We start from the raw sequence: 19,215 nt of genomic DNA, 5'->3' as shown, positions 1-19,215 counted from the left end.
TGGGTGGACGGCGTCATGTCTGAGCCCATGAAATGGCGACCTTGGAGATTCGGGATCCTCATGGTGCTCAGCGGGGTCACTATCGCGGCCGCGCTCTCGGTCCTCGTACTGACGCCGGGTGCCGGTTTGGGCTCGCTTGTTGCCATTCTGCTGTTTGGGGGGTGGCTTGCGCCGTTCTCGCTCGCGCTCCACTACCACGGTGCCTTGAAGTCGCTGAAGTCGCTGAAGTCGGCGACGCCGACGGACGTGGAGAAGGCACGAAGCGCAGCCGTTGCCGCAGTGAACGACTCGCGGGCCAAGGCCTCGCGGCATGAATATCACCAGGAACGGACTCTCGGCCGCATAGAGCGGGAGTTGCGTCAGCTTTCCGTTCTGGCGCCACATGGGCGGTGGACTGGCGCAGATGGTCTCGACGTCCTGTTTGTCACGAGCAACGGAGCGGGTCTCGGGCACATTACTCGGCTTCTCGCAATTTCGCAGAACCTCCCCCCGAACAGGACTTTCGAGCTTCTCACTCTGTCGAAGGCTTACAAGCAGGTCGCTGGGCGAGGCATGACTGTTCACTACTTCCCGTCGAGCGAGGCCACAGGGGAGAATACCGCGCGGTGGAACCGTATCTTCCGGAATTACTTCAGGGATCTGGTGACAACCCGTAGGCCCAGTGTCGTGGTGTTTGACGGAACGTGGGTCTACAACGGCATCACCGACGTCTGCCGTGCTTTCGGCATCACGTTGGTGTGGGTACAGCGGGGCATGTGGCGGCCCGAGGTCGATGAAGCGTCGCCCCAGAGGCATGCCGCCGCGGGTGTTGTCGACCACGTGATCGTTCCCGGGGACATCGCGGGCAATGAGACCGTCGATAGCGGTCCGGGACTTGAAGCGACGTACGTCGGACCGATCGTGAGGACGCGGAAGGAAGACCTCGCGGAACGAGAGGGCGCTTGCAAGGCGCTCGGTCTCGATCCAGCTGGCAGGTATGTCCTCCTCAGCCTCGGGGGTGGCTCAATTAGTGATCCTGACTCTATTGCGCACACAGCGCTCACTTTCATTCGTTCTGCATCTCCGGAGTTGATACCTGTGCAGGTGGTCTCCCCTTTGGTGGACATTATTGAGGAGATCCCAGGGTTGCGGAGGATCAAGGCGTATCCGGTGATGGCGCACGCGCGAGCCTTCGAATACATGGTCGCCGCCGCCGGGTACAACTCCGTACAGGAGTCGGTGTCGTTGGGTGTCCCCTCGGTCCTCGTCCCGAACTTCTCGACCAAGACAGATGACCAGGTTCGACGCGCGCGACTCCTGGAAAAGCAAGGACTGTGCCTGGTCGCTGACAACGAGACTGCACTGCGGGAATCGATCGCACGCATGGCGGACGCGAACATACGAAGGGAGCTCCGGTCGAGAATCGAGTTGGTGGACGCGCCCCGAGGCGCTGAGGAAGCAGCCGCGGCGATCGAGGAGATCGTGGAACAGACAGAGTGGATTCGTGGTGTGGACACGGTCAAGGGATCGGAGATCTTCGATGCATGAGTCGATTGATAGGTCGTTCGAGTTCGCACGATTCCGCCGCCTTGGTGCCCGGGCCGATGCGTGGGCACTCTCGTCTGAGGCCACGGTGGCGAAGGACATCTACGCTTCGGTAGCGAGTGGAGGCACCAAGACCTTCGATCAACTGCTGCGGGCGGTGGGGGAGGGAGACCTCTCGGGCTGGGATCCTGTGTGGGTCGCGCGTCTCGCCAGAGTGCTCGCTCTGCAGCCGTACGAGACGGGCCTGAGAGAATTTGCTTTCCGGGCATTGAGACTCAGCATCGATCTGATCCCGGTCACCGGCGTGACGATGTACCTCCGGAAGATTCTGTTCGAGATGCTCTTCGAGCGGAAGGAGGATACTGCAGCGCGGTCCCTCTTGGAGAGCGATCCGCAGTTGGCCGATCTCTACCACGGGTACCTGGCGGCCGACCTCCTGAATCCGTACCGGAACGGCTCCATGGCGAGCTTCAAGGAATGGCTCCCGAGTTTTAACAGGCCTTTCACTGCCGAGGGCCTTTCCTCCGTGGAGGTGCGCACCGACGCCCTGACCCCTTTTGATGGATTGCAAGGAGGCGTGGAACTCGGTTCGATTGACGGACCGCTTGTGAGCGTGATCGTGACAACGTTCAATCCTGACCCCGATGAGATCCGTTCCTCGGTGCGATCGATCTTGCATCAGACCTGGCGATCGGTTGAGGTCCTGCTTATTGACGACTGCTCCAGGGAGGAGTCGATCCAGGTCCTGGAAGACCTCGCTGCAGAAGACTCGCGGGTTCGCCTGATCAGACTTTCCGTCAACGGCGGGACGTATCGCGCACGCAACGCCGGCATCGCAGCGGCAACGGGGAAGTACCTCACCGGGCAGGACACGGATGACTGGTCGCATCCGGAGAGGATCCAGAGGCAGGTCGAGTTTCTCGAGGCGAATCAGGAGCAGATCGGTGTCACGATCACTGCCAACAGGACGGACCACAACCTCGTGAAGGTCTCGCTCGGGAACAAGCCTGAGCGGCGCTGCGAGGTGAGCCTGATGGTTCGCGTCGACACGGCTATGGCGGTCGGTGGCTACCTTCCGGTGCGGAAGGCGGCGGACAGCGAGTTCCGCGAGCGGATCGAGAAGTGGTCGGGCGTGACCGTGCAGCGGCTGGATGAGCCTCTCTACGTGATCCGGATGTCCCCGGGGTCGCTCTCCCGAGCCGACTTCCGACCGGGGTGGTCGCACCATGCCAGGCGCGGCTTCTGGAGCTCGTACAAGCATTGGCACGCGAACGCGGATCCGGAGGATCTGGTCGTCAACGCCGAGAGCCCACCAGTGTCGATCCCGTCCATGGCCCCGGCCCGCATCGCTGGGCGCGAATGGATGGAGACGAAAGAATTCGACGTCTGTGTCGTCGCGGACTGGCGAGGCACGACGGAGGACCAGCGCGCCGCTCTCGACGAACTTCGCGCCATGTGCACCAGCGAGCTGTCGGTCGCGGTCCTGCACATCGACACCCCGTGGGGACGGACAGGTGACACTCGGGCACTCGTGAGTGGAGTTCAGGAGCTGATCAGCCGGGGGCGCGCCCGTCGCGTATATCTGGACCAGGAGATTGACGCAGGCCTTGTGCTGATCCGCGACCCGGCGACTATGGATTACGCACGTGAGATGCGTGGATCCATCACAGCCGATGCATTGCTTGTGGTGGCGAGCGGGGACCCGGCCTGCTCTACCGCTCATCTGCGGCCGTACGACGCACGCCATGCGCACAGGATGGCAGAGAGTATCTTTGGCTTGGTGCCGCGCTGGATCGCACCGGAGGGTGTGGACCCGACCGTCCTTATGGACACCCTTGAGCTGCCGATGGACGAGGCGGTGTACCCCGTCTACGTGGACGCTGAGCGCTACTCGCGGGCTCCTCTTCGGCGGCGGCAGGGGCGCCCTGTCGTGGGGCGGGTCGCACAAAACGAACTCGAGGACTGGCCCTGTAGGAAAGACCTCCCCACGGTATACCCCGCAAGCGAGGCGATCGACCTGCGCGTGCTCGGCGATGCGCGGGGTGCGGTCAGAGCGATGGGGAAGCGTCGACTTCCTGCAGAATGGCTGCAGTACAAGACCGGCGATATAGCCCCCGACACTTTCTGGAGAACAGTCGATGCCATGATGCTGTTCGATCAGAATCTCGTGGAACGAGGACTGGAGCGATCCGTCCTGGAGGCGCTGGCGTCGGGAGTGCCGGTTGTGACGGATCATCGCCGTGGCCGGCTTTACGGCGATGCAGTGGTCGCCACGGACCCATCGGAGGCGCTTGAGGTGCTTTTGGGTCTCATGGCCGAGCCCGCAGATCTCGAGCGACTTAGAGCCGTTGGCAAGCGGCTGATCAGGAATCACGCGGATCCACAGCGGCTCCGCACCTTCATCGAGCGACGCGTGCGGGCAGCACGCGCAGGAGCTGAACGAGATGCGTGACGGAAAGAATCAAATCATGTTCGGCTACCTCGGAGCCGTTGTCCTATTTCCCGCGGCGTTCATCATGGCCATTTTCATGGTCGGGCCCGAGAGTTCAGTCGGTACCCTGATCTACACGCTACTGGTCGCCATCCTGCTCGTGGCTGGAGCGGGCATTTTCGCGGCGATTGGTGTCCGGGCGTACATGCGTCGAGTCCTGCAAACGATATCCAATCGCCTCGATCGTGCATTCGAAAAAACTGATCATGCGGCTGGTCGTCGACATGGCGAAATCCTCGCGGAGCACCGGCGGATTCTCGAAATCGTCGACTCGGAGATTCGCCCACAGTTGGTAAGTCACTCATCGACTCTGGAGGCACTGGAGAAGGGACAGCGGGACGTGCAGCACTTCCTCAAGAAGGAAGGGAACGCACAGGAGGTCCTGGACAAGCTCATAGTTGTCGAGCGCCGGCTCGTCTCGGGAGTGGACAGCATCGCACTGACGACGTCGGATCAGGTCGGTGCGGCACTTGCGGCGCTTTCAGGCGACCTGCGTCGGAGCATCGATGGCGTGCGTGATGAACTCGGCACTGCGAGTAGCAGGGCTCAGGCGGCTGATTCCGACGTGTCCGCCAGGCTCGTTGACCTGGATCGGGCAATCGGCTCCGTGCACTCCACGGTGGGTTCTGTCCTTCCCCGGCTCGAACAGGCGTCGAAGAAGCTCGGTAAGTCAGTTGGTTCCGTCCGTGCAGCTGTGATCGGCGTGGATGGGGGCCTCCAAGAGGCGGCCCGAGAACTCGCCGAACAGATCGACGTCGTGGAGTCGACGCTGTCTGGATCCATTGCACGGACTCATCGAGACGCGGACCAGAATAGGCAAGCCGTCAGCTCACTCGAGACGCTCGCGCAGGACTCCATCTCCAGGCTCACGACCTCGCTCCATCACGTAGCTCAGCTGCTCGGCGATCTCGAGGCCGCCGTCGGCGAGACCGCGCCGCAGCTTGAGCGCCAAACGGACTCGATCATGCGTGAGCTCCAGCCCCTTCATGCGGCAGCGGAGGATTCGGCTTCGAACTTATCCGCTGGCGTCGGTTCGATCGTGTCGAAGGTCGACGATCTGCAGGACTCGGTTGACGCCAGAGTGGGCGACGTGCAGGGCACGGTGGACGAGATCAAGACGCGCCTTCTGCCAGGTTTCGACGAGCTCACGTCCCGCCTCGGTGCGCTGGGTGAGCGCGTGGATGGCCTTGGGCCCGATGTCGAGCGCCGAATTGGAAGCCTCGATGGTGAAATCGCCTCGCTCCACTCGAAGATGGATGAGTCGAGCCCGGCTCTCGCGCACAAGATCTCAGAGCTCGACTCCAAGGTGGAAGAACTGCATGCCCTCGCAGCCACCTCTGCTGCGGCATCGAGTGGTGACGGTGAAACACAGACCTCAGCAGAAGCTTCAGTCGCGCATGTGGGAGACACGCTCCAGACCGTGCTGCAGCTGACGGATACGGCGAAGAATGAAGTCAAGGCACTCTCTCGGCACGTCGATCGTGCCGGGATCGAGACGGTCCGCCAAGTGGAGGCACTACTTCAGCTCCTGCCGCGAGTGGATACGCGCACAAAGAGAGTACCTCAGTCCGGCGGTTTCGCGATGAATCCGGATGGACTCCTGCTGCTGTCGGATCTAATAATTCAGGAGCGGCCGAAACAGATTCTTGAGCTGGGGAGCGGAGCATCGACGGTGTGGATGGCGATGTTCGCGAAATCAGTCGGTGCGACCTTGGTCTCGATTGATCACCTTGTGGAGTATCGGGACAAGACGGCGAAGATGCTGGAGGACGCAGGACTGGCCGACGTTGTGGACCTGAGGCTCGCGCCTTTGGTGGACATCGATCTCGGCGGCGGCCAACGCGCGTGGTACGACCCGGAGGTCTTTGGTGCCGTAGAGGACGTCGACCTGCTCATCGTGGACGGCCCCCCGGAGTCGACGGGTCCCGAACCACGGTTCCCGGCCTTCCCGCTACTTCGCGAAAGGCTTGCCGAAGGAGCTCTCGTGGTGGTCGACGACTTCCACAGAGAGCAGGAGGCACGAATGGTCGTAGCCTGGCAGGCCGATGATTCTAGACTGTCGATGACTTCCTGGGCAATTGGACGTACTGGTGTACTGCGATTCAGCGAACGGTGATACTGCGATCCGAGACCGCTCGGCCGTTTCGCACCTGAAAATGCGCCACGCCCACTCGTCTCGATCCCCGAAATGACCAAATTCGTTGAGCAGAAAACGAAACAAATCCCTGTGAAATACGACGATAATATCCAAAGCGCTATCAATTCTCATCTCGACGGCCTACGGCAAATTTGGCGTCTCGTTCGGACGGTAAAAATGGATCCCAAGCTCACTGAATCTGAGCGCAATGAGTCGCTGGCTCGGCTGTTCGCCCCTTTGAGCTACAAGGACATCCAGCAGAACTTCGTAATGGATGGCATCAAGCACGATGTTGGAGTATCCTTCCGGTCAAGCATGGCGAATATGATGCGATTGAAGAGAAGGCTCCGCCAGAGGGGTTACGTGATCGCCCCTGGGGGAAACAACAAGGTGCATGACTTTCAATTCGGAAGGCAGCTCGGCATTCCTGTCCCCCGCACCTTCGCGGACGGTGTGCGGGCCGAGATGCTTCAACTTCGGGCTGGCACAATCATCAAGCCAACCCAGGGCGCAAATAGCCAAGGTGTTTACCTCGTCCAAGACGACTTGTCGTTGCTTTCGATCAAGACGCGCATGACCTACAACGATTTTGAGGAGGCTGCGCGCGCCGCCGGCGTAGATGCAGTTAAAAGCCGTTGGATCTGTGAAGAGGCGGTGCTTGGTGCAGACGGGAACTTGGCGCCCGACATGAAGATCTACGCATTCTACGGCGAACCGGGATTGTTCATCGAGATTGAGCGCGGAACCGGAAAGAATGGCCGCAATCGTCACGCAACGTTCGGGCCTGGAGGCGATCGCGTTGACGTAAACCTGAAGTATGAGATGATGTCTGGAAACGGGATTCCGGAAGGGGCGGCGGATATTGCCCGAACGCTCTCGATCAACACACCCGTGCCGTTTCTCCGTATTGATCTTTTGGCGGGAGTAAATGGATGTTTTCTCGGAGAGATCACTCCTCACCCAGGGGACACGTATGCAGGAGACCTGCGAGACCAAGCCGACCGTGAGTTTGGGGAGATGTTCTTGGAAGCAGAAGCACGCCTTCTGATCGACCTCCTTGAGGGGAAGTCGTTTTCGAGTTATTTCTCCGTGTACGGTGCGTCGCCAAGTACGACACACCCAAGATCCTAAGTTTGGCACCCCTGGCCTCTGTGTGACTGACTGAGTGAGCACCAAAGCAGCCTCGTTGGGCGCCATGTGATATTTCGTTTTGCCTCGGTGCGTTGCGGTACGTGGCGTCGCTATCGCCAGAGCCCCTTCGTGTCGATGACGATCTTGTCTTGAAGCTGTTCACGATTCAGCTCCCTGAACTGCGAATGATCGACCAGAAGCACGACAATGTTGGCTGATTCGAGGTCGTTCTCCAGGTCACCCAAGCGGACATTCGGCATCTCGGAGAGATCGGGCGGAAGGTGGCCGATATTGGGCTCGACAATGACCACTTCGGCCTCGGGATGAGTGGAGGCCAAGCTTTTTACAATTGACCGGCTGGGGGATTCGCGAAGATCGTCGATGTCTGCCTTGAAGGCAATTCCCAACGCAGCGATCCGCGGTTCTTGAACCTGGTGGGCAGCCTCGACAATTTTCTCCAGCACCATCGCCGGCTTAGAGTCGTTGACTTCGCGAGCCGTTGCGATGAGCCGAGATGTCTCAGGCGCTGCCGAGACAATGAACCACGGGTCTACTGCGATGCAATGGCCACCGACTCCGGGCCCGGGTTGAAGGATGTTTACCCGAGGGTGATGGTTTGCTAGCTCGATGAGCTCCCAAACGTCGACGCCGAGGTTGTCGGCGATGAGGGAAAGTTCGTTGGCGAAAGCGATGTTCACATCGCGGAATGCATTCTCGGTGAGTTTCGCCATCTCTGCCGTTGTGGCGTCTGTCAGGTGCAGGCTGCCCCGGCAGAAGGAAGCGTATAGAGCCTTGGCGAGATTCGCAGCACGAGGAGTGGTCCCCCCCAATAATTCGATCATTTTCAACCATCTCGATCATGATGCGCCCGGGAAGTACTCGTTCGGGGGCGTGAGCGAAGTAGAGCGAGTTGGGCTGATCGGGTTCGGCCGTGAGGTCACTCCGTTCCTTGAGGATGACTGAGGCCATGCGCAACGTGGTCCCCGGAGGGGAGGTCGACTCGAGAACGATGAGCTCGCCGCCTTCGAGTGTTGGGGCGATGCCCTTCGCTGCAGCTTCGACAAAGGAAAGGTCGGCGGCGTGACCACCCTTGAAAGGGGTGGGAACCGAAACGATGTATGCGTCGGCGTGGGGCGTCGTTGCGCGAGCTTCGAGCAGGCCCCGTGCGACGACGCCCGCGACAACGGTCTCAAGTCCATCCTCGACGAAAGGCACCCGACCGTTGTTCACGGCGGTAACAGTTTGCTTGTTCAAGTCGACGCCGATGACGGCCTTGCCGGCTTGTGCGAGTACCGCTGCCGTGGGGAGGCCTATGTACCCGAGGCCAACGACGCAGACACGTGCGAGACTGTTTTGCGACATCATGGCCGGTTGCGGTGCACCGACCCTCGAGTCGAGGTGGCTGGACTCCTTGTGCGCGGGCATCTTATCCTCGGATTGGTTTGGCGGGTTTGACGACAAGCCCATGGACGGACTCATGGTATGCCCTTCCAGGGGCGTGGCTCATCCGGCGACCAGTCGGGATGCCGCACGGCTGTGGGTGCTAGGCGTCGATAAAGCATGTCCCGGCAAGAGGCATTCGATCATTCCGGCTCGAGTTGGAGCGTCATCGCAACGCCATCAAGATCAAGGGTTCGGACATGGAGAAAAGTCCATCCGTCCGAAAGTTTTAGCGTCGCTCGCTCGACAGGTGCTTGAAGTGCCCACGTGCCCGAGACCCGGATCAAGATCTCATCTCTTCGCTGTGTCGGCTCGGCGAAGGTCAACTCTAAGCCTGATTTGAGGTTGCGTACCAAAACCATGGCAGGCGCATTGAAATGGACGCGAACGCCGTTTCGGGCATCGAAGCTCATGGGCGTCCAAATGGCTGCGGCCGTGACAGATGCGCCGTCCTGAATGACCTGAGCGGTATTGTCGTTTTGGACGATTGTCGTACGTGAAGAGTTTGTGCCGTCAGCGCGGGCGATCGCCGCGGTGCGGTTTTCGGATTCTCCGGGCAGGAGCATCCAGGCTTCTCCCTGATCCGCTGGAGAGTGTTGAAGGTCGAGTGACGCCCATTCTCTACTGATGCGACGTTCTGGCGGGATGTCCTGTTCGGAGCGTTGAACGTCTGCGTCACTGCCTATACGTGTTGCCACACGCGCGGTGAGAGATCCTCGAGACAGGAAGACGTATCCCCCCACCCCATTGAGGTGTGCCCAGGAAGGGTTATCAAACTTGTGCGTGTTGCTCACGGTTTGTCCTCCCACCGTAAGCATAGGGGAGACGCCCTTTGGCATCATGCGATTCTCGATCGTGGTGACGGCGGAGGTATTCTGTTTGGATACGTGGCTGACGGTCTCTATGAGCGCATCTGGAGTGCCGAGGAGGAATTTTCTGCAGCGGGGAACGTCCCCATCCAGCCCCACTTGATGCATCGCAGCGATGCTGTATCCGCCGATCGTAAGCCCTCCCGCCCACTCACCAAGAGTGAGCTTACTTCCGTTCGGTCGCGTTTCGCCGCGCTCGAGCGGTCTCCGGCTATTGGTTGTGCCAGGCGGGTGTGCGTAGTCGATCGTGGACCAGAAACCGTCGTCATACGGCAGGGTGTCACCCCGTAGGTACACGTATCGCATGAATTCACCAGTTCTGCTTCCCCAAAAATTTTCCGAAGCGGAGAACTCGTACGCAGAAACACGGGGGCTGCACATGGCGATGGTCGCCGTCCAGGATTTGGCACGGTGGATAAGACGATCCATCGACGGAATATATTTTGAGGGCGTGGTGGGGCTGTTCCGGGTGGCTGTGGTGGCAGCAGTGAGCGCAACTGCGTCGGAGATGTCTGACCCCGCCAGGAGATCTAGAGTGGAGTTGTTTCTAGCCCACTGATGAATGATCGAGTTCCAATTGCGTTGCTGTTCCGTTGGTGCCAGTCGCGCGATGCGCGCTATTGACCCTGCCGTCTTTTGGCCCATAATTGATCCGTTTGAGTGCACCCGTGAGACGGCGCGACCTCGGACTGAATCCATCATGTGTCCATCTACGATCACGGGAAGATAGCTGCTCTCGACGATTTTGAACACCGGTGTCAGATCGTCGACAGCGAACTTCGTGCCATTCACAAGTTCGAGCATGCAGGCGATGTCCTGGATTGCATCCACTCCGTAAGATCCCGTGTACGGGACCGTGGCGTGCTGGATGAACCCTCCGTCGAGATGGAACCCATCTCCCTCGCGCGCAGGCGCCCAGGCGTGTCGGAGGGCGTCGATGCAGGAATTTATTCTGGCGTCATCTTGCTCGACCAGAGCACCAACAATTGCAGCGCGTGTCGTGTTGACTCGATTCGCTCCCGTTGAAGGAGCGTCGGTCATCGCGCTCATCCTAGGGTCCGGGATGAAGTGTCTGATTGCGGCTGTAACCTCGGAGACTAGATCTTCCTCGAGGTCGTCCCGGAGGATGCAAACAAGGTCGGCGAGCGGGCGAGGAGTTCCGATCTCCCAGTCGTACCAATTCCCGTACGGCTTGGCGTTGTTGGAGTAGCCCGCATCAAGTACCCTTTTCGTGCCCTCTTCGATCTTATAAAGAACGTCGGGATCTTTAGTGCATGATAGGTGCGGCGTTACCCATGCGCGAGCCATCTTGGCGAGAGATACCGCTGTGCCGGTTAGTGAATGGGACTTGTGTCCATTGAGTGGGTATTGGCGGAATACGGTGGCTGGCGCACTCTGTCGCTCAATGGCCCTCATCGACGAAGCTACACTCGCATCGAGTTCCGAAAGATGCTGTTGGATTCTTGCATCGCTTCGCTGTAGCTCGCTTCGGGCGGTGATAATTTCAACCCATCGGTCGCGTAGATCGGAAGGATAGTCGTCCCGGTCGAAGCATCGCGAAGTCGTGGCGAAGACACCTAGCGCAAGTATTGTGCTTGACCCGATAAGGACTGCCCGTCGTCCGACGGTTGATTTGGGGCTCTGCTCCCGAGGCTGGCGGTGCCGATCCTGTGCGCTCATGCCGTCTGTCTCGAGTCTTTATCGGTACGAGTGTTGATACTGGGGGCCGTTTTGAGGAATGAGGGGTTAAGGGCGTGCAACGGCGTTCGTTTGCTAGCAGTCGCCCTTTCTCCGGCCATCAAGATGCGGTGACGGTGGGCTTCGCGGCAACTTGGAGCGGGCACCGGCACCTCCTGTGCGTGCTTCGATCGACGGGCATCGATGGAGTCGAGGTTCCCTAATTCTTACCGTATATGTCTCAGGTCTAGATGCGGGTTCTGATCTTGTCAGCGTCGGCCTACACACCTGTCAATTCACTGGCGAGGTTGCCTCGTTGTGACCAGCGTCTCTCTCGCTCGCCTGTCGTGGGGCGCTGGAGGCGCCCGCTCGGATGGGGGACGTCTCCTGCGCCTGGACGAATGGGTCAGCCGTGTCTGTAGGGTGCCTGTGTGATGAACGTGAACAAGACGACCGGGCTCCACGAGACGCGGCATCCGAAGTACAAGGTCCCCGTGGTCCACCAGGAGGACTTGGACGCCCTCAGGTTCGAAGGATACCCGCTGGCGATCCATACGGTGCCCGCTGCAGATGTGCCCAGCGTCGACTTTTACGCCAAGCTGGAGCCTTCAGACGAGCTGTACGTGTCGTTGCATGGTGCAGTGGATCCGGGGCCGGCTCGGTACCCACATTTCCGCAGAGTTGAGTCGATGCGCGACCGAGTGTCAGCCTTCCTCTCAATCGCCGACCCGACTCTCGAACTCAGTGAGCGGGAGGACTTCGGCATCGGCTGGTATACCGGTGGTCCTGGGTGGGACCCGATGGATGCCGTGGAGTCGATCGTCCGTCAGGCCCTGGCCGCTGTTGGCGCGAAGTACGTGATGTTCATTGGCAGCTCGGCAGGGGGGTTCGCCTCGCTGCGAGCTTCGGTCCGTTTCCCGGCCTCAATAGCTTTCGTACAGGATCCGCAGACAGACGTGGGTGCTTACTACTCCGGGCACAGGAATCGACTCTTCGAGTGCTGCTGGCCTCAGTGGGAGCAGGACGCTGCGCTCGTTGCGCATCCTGATCGGTTCGATTTGCGACATCTCTTTGCGACTCGTGATCCGCAGAACTTTGTCTACTATCGCCAGTCGAATGGCGATGAGTGGCATTCTCGAAACCATGCCAAACCATTCCAGGAAGCGCTCAAGAGCTGCACTGGAACGCGTGACGGGCGCTTCGTCTTCGTTTTCGAGGACGGTGAGCGCGAAGGGCACGGTAAGATCACCGCAGCGGAATTTGATCGTCACTTCGATGCAGCGCAAGGCTTCTGGCGCGAGGCGCGAGCCACTGACTGAAGATCAATGGCAGCCTCTGAAGGGTGCCTCACGCGCGTCCAGGTGTTCCTGCTGCATGGTGTGGGGTGCTGGACCATTCGTTGGTCCGCGGTCCGATGACTGGGTGATTCCAGTTGGGAAGCCGGTTGTTGCCCTGAGCGCGACAGTGCCCGAAATGCTATGTGATCTTGTTCCGGAGACTGGCGGTTGCCGGAGTCGTTGTCTCGAGAGTGTCGGGAGAAGCCTTGAGTGTCGATCGACGAGCATCACTCCCGGGTTCGAGACTGCATAAGGGTTTTCTTTCGACGCTCCGGATAGCATTTAGGTAGTCGAACTGATGGATTGTCGTTGGGTGGCTCCCGTTTCGAGGCGGGGTAGTGCCATGGATGGCCGTTTCTACCGAAGAGCGCGAGGGGCGATCCGAGACGACCGTGCGTGCAGCCGCATGGGTGAGCAGGCGCTCAGATCTTCACGGGATGTTTTCGTCGAAGGCACCGCAGGGCGCCCGCAATGGCCATCCCGCACGGTTTGGGGCGCCTGGGACGTTAAGTCGGGAGTCTCCACTACTCATGGCCGGCCCGCTTGGATGCCCTCTACTCGGTATCGGGCGTCAAAGTGAGGACGGTCGTGGTTCCCGCCGCGCTTGCCAATGTGAGGGGGGTGCCACGCCCGAGCGTCAGGCCCGCCAGCTTGTCGCCTACGGGCGCGGGGGCGCCGAGCGCGCTGTAGTCGGCATCGAGCGTGTTCCCCGAGAGGGTCGATCCCTCGGCCGGGTGCCAGGTCTTGGGGGCGTCTCCCGACAGTGACCTGGGAGCGCTCACCCGTACAGGCACGGGTTCTGCAGCGCTCGAGGGTGCCCGCATATCAACGATGACCAACGTCAGCGTGCCGTCGTCCGCTAGAACTCCGTGCACCATGACCCTCCCGTCGCCGGAGGCACTGGGGGTCAGTACCTTCCCCTCCGGGATCCATCCCAGCTGCATCAGGGACAGATAGCTCGTGCGGCCCTGAAAGATCTCGCCGGGGTCATCCTTGGGGCCCTGTGCGCACAGGGGGCTCATCGGGGCTCCGCCTTTGCATGCCTGCAGGGTCGAGTGGAAGGCGACCTGGGAGGCTCCCGACTCGGCCGCGGTGAGAGTGAAGTCGCTGGTCCACAGCGCCTGCGCGTGAGTGCGGGAGGTTTCGTTGGTGCCCGGGCACGATGTAGGTCCGGTCTCCTCCAGCCAGAACGGGAGGTCGCTTTCGTGAGCGACGTTCTCGCCCAGGCCGATGATCTTCCGGGCCTGGGCCCGCAGCTTCGGCGAGGTCAGGTCCTCCAAGGTGGGATTGGCGATCGACGAAGCCGGGCCCTCGCAGTCCCACAGGGGATACCAGTGCATCGTGAGGGCGGCCTTGTCGTTCACCTGAGACTGCGCGAAAGCCCGCATCCAGGCGGCGTCGTAGGCGCCGGGGCCAGCCATCGGAGTACCGGGGGAGTTCGACTGGATCGCGTGGTCGTAGTCCTCGAGCTCGCGCTGGTAGTCGTCGGTTCCCCAGCTGCTGTCGCGCATGGCGAGCTGAGGCTGATTCTTGTGGAAGAACCCGTTGGGCTCGTTCCCGACCGAGACCGCGAGCAGCCTGTCGCCGAAGGCCTTCCGTGCATGGGCGACCATGTCCGCCGCGCGGTCGGGATCGTCATGCCCTAGGTCCACGCCGAGGGTCACCCGGGAATCGGTGGTCTCGAGCGTCTCAGCCAAGCGATCCAGATCCTCCGGCGTCACGGTGGCCCGCGCCCACGAGGGTGCGGGCTCGTCGCTCGAGGTCCACCACACCCGCCGGTCCACGGAGTTCCCCCCGAACCGCAGCACGGGCTTCGACAGGGCGGAGAGCATCTCGTCGATGTTGGACTCCTTCGAGTCCCACACGGGAGAGGCCAGCTCGGTGGCCTCGAAGCTCAGACCTATGCCACCGCCGAAGCGGGCCGCGCCGGAGTCCAGGGCAAGACTCGCGCTGATCGAATCATCCGTGAGCGTTTCTGCATCGGGGAGGGTGAACTTGCCGGGACTCGGGTCGAAGCCCGCTGCGATCCGCTGAGACGCAGGATCCGGTGGCGCCGACGTGGCCCGGGTGTCCGCGGAGCGCTGTCGGGGGCCGTTGAGCCGGGGAATGACCACCAGAGCGACCACAAGGGCGAGGATGACCGTGCCGATGAGGGCGACCGTGCGGAAGGATGGCCGTCGCGAGCGAGCAGCGGAAGAGGTGTCGGTCTGGCGCGGGCCGTGCGGCGACGGGGGCATCGATGTCTCGCGGTCCTGGAGTGGGGCTATGGCCTGGGGGAGTATGCCGACTCATCGTATCCGCGGGATGAGGTCAGCAACACCGAGCGCACTTTCAGACCATCACGTGTCGCTGGTTGCGTCCGAACCAGGCGACGTCGGCGGTCGCCAGCAGGGCCTGCTCGCTCATCGACCAGGCATGGCTGTGAGCTTCTCCTGCGGTGCGGACCTGCGTGAAATTGAAGCGGTCCGCGGAGTAGATCCTGCCTCCGGCGCGGGAGACGTCCTCGAGGAACCCGGTGTCCTCCCCACGGGAGACGTCCTGGAAGGGGTGGGCGGTGAACATCTCGCGCGGCGCGGTGATCGTCGGGCCCATCACGCGATCGGTGAAGCGATGCTCCATCCACGGGAAGCGCAGGAGGGTCGCGTCGGGACCGCGCAGGTGCATGTAGTGCGCATGCTTGCCCACGAGGTCCGCCCCGGAGAACTCCAGAGCCCGCAGCAGGTCGTGCAGGTACCACGGCCCATACAGATCGTCGTCGTCCATCTTCGTGAGCACGTCGCCGTCGGCCCTCGCGACGGCCGCGTTCAGGCAATCGCCGAGCGTGACGTGCGACGGCATCTCCCGGGCCACGACCTCGGCGATGCCGGCCTCATGCGCGATGGCTATTGACTGCGGATCGACCGTGAAGCCGTGCGTCATGAGCACCAGCTGCAGGGGGACGGTCTGACGCGCGACCTGGGCGATCAGGTGATCGACCTGGCGGGGACGGTTCGTCACCGCGAGCACGCTGATGCGCGGCAGCCCGGCATCTCCGGGCACTCCGCGACTGCCTGCGCGCTCGCCGAGCCCCGCCGCTTCGAGCACCTGCCGTGCACGATGCGTGTAGGTGTGCTCTCGCCAGATGCGGCGCTGCGCGAGGTGCACCGTGCGATCGCGCAGCTCGCCCGAGCGCACGAGGGAGCGCACCACGTGGCCGGCCTCCGTGCGGTCGCTCGCGACGGGCACCTCCTCGCTGGGGAAGAAGCTCGCCATCGCGGGCGAAGGCGTGGTCACCACGGGCGTCCCGGAGGCCGTGATCTCGAAGATGCGGCGCGCGCACATCGACGGGCTCGTCACCACCGAGTTCACGTTGAGGAAGACCTTGTACGCCTTGTAGGCGCTGAGCATCCGCTCGTAGGGGAGTGATCCGACCACGCGATCGGCGAGTTCACCGGGGAACTGGTAGCGCTCGTCATTCCCCAGGAACCTCGAGAAGATCTCGAGCCCGTACTGCATCCGCCCCGAGACGTCGAGGGCACCGCCCAGCAGCAGGTCCATCTGCTCGCGCCGCTCCGGGAACTTGTGCGCGAAGTACATGCCCGCGAAAGCCACGTCCCGCTCGTGGAAGCCGTGCTGCGGACGCACCGGATTGTGGAGGGCGGTCTGGGCGGCGAAGGGCAGCACCGCCACCCGGTCGTGCCCCAGCTCCTCGCGATAGCGGGGCAGCAGGGTCACGTCGGTGGTGAAGACGTGGTCGAACAGCCGCGCAGTGTCCATGAAGTCATCGAAGTGGGGAGGATCCTCCTTGTTCCAGAACACCGCCGGCACGCCCTGCTCCCGGCAGTGCTCCACGAGGGAACGCAGCGCGGGAGAGGGGGCCTGGGATCCCGTCAGCTGGTACTGCCAGGCATCCCCGTTGCCGTGCCACGCCGACTCGACGAGCAGCAGCTCCACGGGCTCTGCGGCGAGCTGATCGGCCCACTGCTCGGGCGTCACGGCGACCGTCTCGAACTCGTGGGACCAGGCGCGCATCGAGAAATCGTCCAGGATCACCGCGGCCCGCAGGCCAGGGATGTGCGGCGGCCCGGGGAGCGGTTCGGCGACCGGGAAGGTCAGGGTGCCGTCGTCACTGGGCGTCGCGACCGAGCTGCCCGACGCGATCCCGGCGCGCCGGCGCCGCTGCCACGTGCGCAGCTCGTCGATGCCTCCGTGGCGCAGATGCCACAGCGCCGTGCGCGCGGTGCGGAAGGGCGAGCGGGGCACGGTCATGGTGGTCTCCTGCACAGGCATCGGCGGATGGCGTCGAGCCCGTTGCGGCGCGCGGGTACTCTGACGCCGACCACCGTATAGCGCCTTGACGCGTGACCGGGACCTTCCGCCAGGAGGTGCCGCTCTCAAGACGCCGGCCCGACCACTTCGAGGAGCCCCGTGAGCGAACCGTCCGGGAATGGGCCCCTGCGGGTCGCCATCTACGGCAGCTGCGTCGCTCGGGACACGGTGGACCTCGCGGCGCCCGAGGGCGTCGAGGTCGTCGACTACGTGGCGCGCCAGTCGCTGCTGTCGATCGGGAAGGATGCCTCCTCGCGATTCCCCGAGCACGATGACGTCGACTCCCCGTTCCAGCGCCGCCAGATGCTCGGTGACTTCGCGGGGGACGCGGCGCGCCGAGTCATGGACGCGGCGCCGTCGACCGACGTGCTGCTGTGGGACCTCACCGATGAGCGCCACGGCGTGCAGGCCTACCTGGACGGCACAGTCGTCACCCGCAGCATCGATGTGATGAGGTCTCCCGCCGTGAAGGCGGCTCTGAGGGGGTCGCTGCACGTCCCCTTCGGGGACGAGGACCACTTCGCGGCGTGGACAGGGGCCGCGGAGTCCTTCCACGGCGAGCTCGCTCGCGCCGGGCTGGTTGAGAAGACCGTCGTGCTCGCCGTGCCGTGGGCGCAGACCTCGCTCGACGGCGAGAGCACCCCCTGGAGCATGGGTATCTCGGCGCCCGATGCCAACGAACGATTCTCCCGCTACTACGACCACCTGCGCTCGCTCGGACTGCGTGTCCTCGCGCTCGAGGACGAGGCCGTCCACTCCGACCCCGCGCACCGTTGGGGCCACGCCCCCTTCCACTACGCGCAGGACGTGTACGAGCGCATCGCCGCCGAGGTGCTCGGCGGCTGATCACTCAGCCTCGCTGGGCGGGCTCGCCCTCGTCGGTCTCGCCCTCGCTGTCGGTTCCGCTCACAGACTGCTCCTTGTCGTCTCCCACGTCCCCCTCATGCTCCTCGTCTCCGGGGACGTCCGGGACGCCGAGCATCGCGGGCACGTCGTCGACGGGCGTGCCCGGCTGCCAGCGGCGGGCGGCGACGATCATCGAGTTGACCGTGGCGATGAAGGGCACGGCGAAGAACGCGCCGGCGATCCCGGCGATCGCGGTGCCCGTGACGACGCCGAGGACGACGCCCAGCGGGTGCACCTTCACGGCGGTGCCGGTGAGCATGGGGTGCAGGACGTGGGATTCGATCTGCTGCACGCCCACCACGATCGCGAGCATGATCAGCGCGTGCACCCAGCCGTTGAAGACGAGCGCGAGGCCCACGGCGACGGCGCCGCCCACGATCGCGCCGACCACCGGCACGAAGGCGCCGAAGAAGACCACCACGGCGATCGGGATCGCGAGCGGGACGCCGAGGATCGCGGCGCCGATGCCGATGAACACGGCGTCGGTCGCGGCGACGACGAGCTGGATGCGGATGAAGCTGGTCAGGGTGTGCCAGCCGGCGGCGCCCGCCGCGAGGATCCGCGGCTGCGCCGCGCGCGGGAACAGCCGCGAGGTCCAGATCCAGATGTGCTTGCCGTCGATCAGGGCGAACAGGGTCACGAAGATGACGATGAACAGGCCCTCGAGCACGTGCGCGACGCTCGAGCCGGCCTCGGCGGCGCCCGCACCGATCTCCGAGGCATGCTTCTGCAACCACTCGGTGGCCTTGGTGACGTAGCCGTCGACGTCGGACTCGGTGATCCCGAAGGGATGGGTCGCCAGCAGGGTCTCGGCCTGGTCCAGCGCGTCGATGGCCTGCTTCTGGATCGACGGCAGCTGGCTGCGGATCTGGCTGGTCACCAGGACCACGAGTCCCACGATCACGGCGAACATGACCACCCAGGCGGTGATGATCGCGACCCACTTGGGCCAGTGATGGCGCTGCAGGAACGCGGAGACCGGCACCAGGAGTGCCGAGAGCAGGAGGCCCACCATGAAGGGGATCACGATCTCGGAGAGCCACACCGCCGCGAGAGCGACCGCGACCACGCCCAGCCCGATGATCAGCACGCGCCAGGTGTAGCCGGCGCCGATCTTGAGCCCCTCGGGGATCGGGTCGGGGTGCGGCAGCGGCGAGGAGGGCCGCGCCGAGGCTGCGGTGACTCGGGCCGGGTCTGGAGTGGTTGAGGACGAGAGAGCGTTCCTCGGGCTCGCGGTGTCCGGATCTGTCATGGACGGATTATCCCGCTCGCGCCGGAGGCGTGCTGTCGGCGCGCGGCGCGTCCGTGGATGCATCTCTCGAGGATCGGCCGGGTCGCGCTGTTGCCGAGGCCCGGCCGGCGGGACGCCCGCTCGGCGCCCTCGATGCCTGCATT

10 protein-coding genes and 1 pseudogene are annotated in these 19,215 nt (G+C 63.0%); 6 read left to right on the top strand and 5 right to left on the bottom strand.

The genetic code is table 11. From position 1 onward, the window contains the following. The first annotated feature begins 15 nt into the window (after window positions 1-15). The 4 genes from M4486_RS10530 (at window position 16) to M4486_RS10515 (ending at window position 7,283) form a co-directional block, all read left to right on the top strand. The gene (locus M4486_RS10530; protein ID WP_249477061.1) at window positions 16-1,527 is read left to right on the top strand and encodes a glycosyltransferase; all 1,512 of its coding nucleotides are present in this window, start codon (window positions 16-18) and stop codon (window positions 1,525-1,527) included. An 85-nt stretch (window positions 1,528-1,612) separates the two neighbouring features. Continuing rightward, complete coding sequence (locus M4486_RS10525) at window positions 1,613-3,976, top strand: glycosyltransferase (protein WP_249477059.1); 2,364 nt, start codon at window positions 1,613-1,615, stop codon at window positions 3,974-3,976. A 16-nt stretch (window positions 3,977-3,992) separates the two neighbouring features. Next, window positions 3,993-6,131 carry a class I SAM-dependent methyltransferase gene (locus M4486_RS10520; RefSeq protein WP_249477057.1) on the top strand — a complete coding sequence of 713 codons (2,139 nt, stop codon included), beginning with the start codon at window positions 3,993-3,995 and terminating at the stop codon, window positions 6,129-6,131. Window positions 6,132-6,203: 72 nt separating this feature from the next. Beyond that, on the top strand, window positions 6,204-7,283 hold the full coding sequence (locus tag M4486_RS10515; RefSeq protein WP_249477055.1) for an ATP-grasp fold amidoligase family protein: 1,080 nt from the start codon (window positions 6,204-6,206) through the stop codon (window positions 7,281-7,283). Window positions 7,284-7,393: 110 nt separating this feature from the next. On the opposite strand, the pseudogene wecC reads toward M4486_RS10515, so the two are convergent. Together wecC and M4486_RS10505 are read right to left on the bottom strand one after the other, a co-directional pair. After that, a pseudogene (wecC, locus tag M4486_RS10510) lies at window positions 7,394-8,645 on the bottom strand (UDP-N-acetyl-D-mannosamine dehydrogenase). A 221-nt stretch (window positions 8,646-8,866) separates the two neighbouring features. Continuing rightward, window positions 8,867-11,272 carry a polysaccharide lyase 8 family protein gene (locus M4486_RS10505; RefSeq protein WP_249477053.1) on the bottom strand — a complete coding sequence of 802 codons (2,406 nt, stop codon included), beginning with the start codon at window positions 11,270-11,272 and terminating at the stop codon, window positions 8,867-8,869. Between the two features lie 431 nt (window positions 11,273-11,703). Here M4486_RS10505 and M4486_RS10500 point away from each other — a divergent pair, with 431 nt between their 5' ends. Continuing rightward, the gene (locus M4486_RS10500) at window positions 11,704-12,588 is read left to right on the top strand and encodes a hypothetical protein (protein ID WP_249477050.1); all 885 of its coding nucleotides are present in this window, start codon (window positions 11,704-11,706) and stop codon (window positions 12,586-12,588) included. 572 nt (window positions 12,589-13,160) lie between these two features. On the opposite strand, the gene M4486_RS10495 is transcribed toward M4486_RS10500, so the two are convergent. After that, window positions 13,161-14,843: a hypothetical protein gene (locus M4486_RS10495; RefSeq protein ID WP_249477049.1), complete on the bottom strand. Its 1,683-nt coding sequence runs from the start codon at window positions 14,841-14,843 to the stop codon at window positions 13,161-13,163. Between the two features lie 94 nt (window positions 14,844-14,937). Continuing rightward, window positions 14,938-16,854, bottom strand: coding sequence for a glycosyltransferase family protein (locus tag M4486_RS10490; protein ID WP_249477047.1), 1,917 nt, complete (start codon window positions 16,852-16,854; stop codon window positions 14,938-14,940). A 159-nt stretch (window positions 16,855-17,013) separates the two neighbouring features. On the opposite strand from M4486_RS10490, the gene M4486_RS10485 reads away from it, so the two are divergent. Then, entirely contained in the window at window positions 17,014-17,760 is a 747-nt protein-coding gene (locus tag M4486_RS10485; RefSeq protein WP_249477045.1) for a DUF6270 domain-containing protein, read from the top strand. 4 nt (window positions 17,761-17,764) lie between these two features. Here M4486_RS10485 and M4486_RS10480 read toward each other — a convergent pair whose 3' ends face one another. Beyond that, a complete protein-coding gene (locus tag M4486_RS10480; protein WP_249477043.1) occupies window positions 17,765-19,072 on the bottom strand; it encodes an AI-2E family transporter in 1,308 nt (435 codons plus the stop codon). Between the last annotated feature and the right edge of the window lie 143 nt (window positions 19,073-19,215).

Origin of the sequence: Brachybacterium kimchii, from assembly GCF_023373525.1 — a bacterium.
GTDB classification, from domain to species: Bacteria; Actinomycetota; Actinomycetes; order Actinomycetales; family Dermabacteraceae; genus Brachybacterium; species Brachybacterium kimchii.
This window is presented reverse-complemented; position numbering and strand designations above follow the sequence as displayed.

Excerpts from the sequence above, each read along its gene's own strand:
- M4486_RS10495 (WP_249477049.1), bottom strand. The coding sequence starts at position 14,843 with ATGCCCCCGTCGCCGCACGGCCCGCGCCAGACCGACACCTCTTCCGCT.
- M4486_RS10480 (WP_249477043.1), bottom strand. The coding sequence starts at position 19,072 with ATGACAGATCCGGACACCGCGAGCCCGAGGAACGCTCTCTCGTCCTCA.
- M4486_RS10490 (WP_249477047.1), bottom strand. The coding sequence starts at position 16,854 with ATGACCGTGCCCCGCTCGCCCTTCCGCACCGCGCGCACGGCGCTGTGG.
- M4486_RS10530 (WP_249477061.1), top strand. The coding sequence starts at position 16 with ATGTCTGAGCCCATGAAATGGCGACCTTGGAGATTCGGGATCCTCATG.
- M4486_RS10515 (WP_249477055.1), top strand. The coding sequence starts at position 6,204 with ATGACCAAATTCGTTGAGCAGAAAACGAAACAAATCCCTGTGAAATAC.
- M4486_RS10500 (WP_249477050.1), top strand. The coding sequence starts at position 11,704 with ATGAACGTGAACAAGACGACCGGGCTCCACGAGACGCGGCATCCGAAG.
- M4486_RS10520 (WP_249477057.1), top strand. The coding sequence starts at position 3,993 with ATGTTCGGCTACCTCGGAGCCGTTGTCCTATTTCCCGCGGCGTTCATC.
- M4486_RS10505 (WP_249477053.1), bottom strand. The coding sequence starts at position 11,272 with ATGAGCGCACAGGATCGGCACCGCCAGCCTCGGGAGCAGAGCCCCAAA.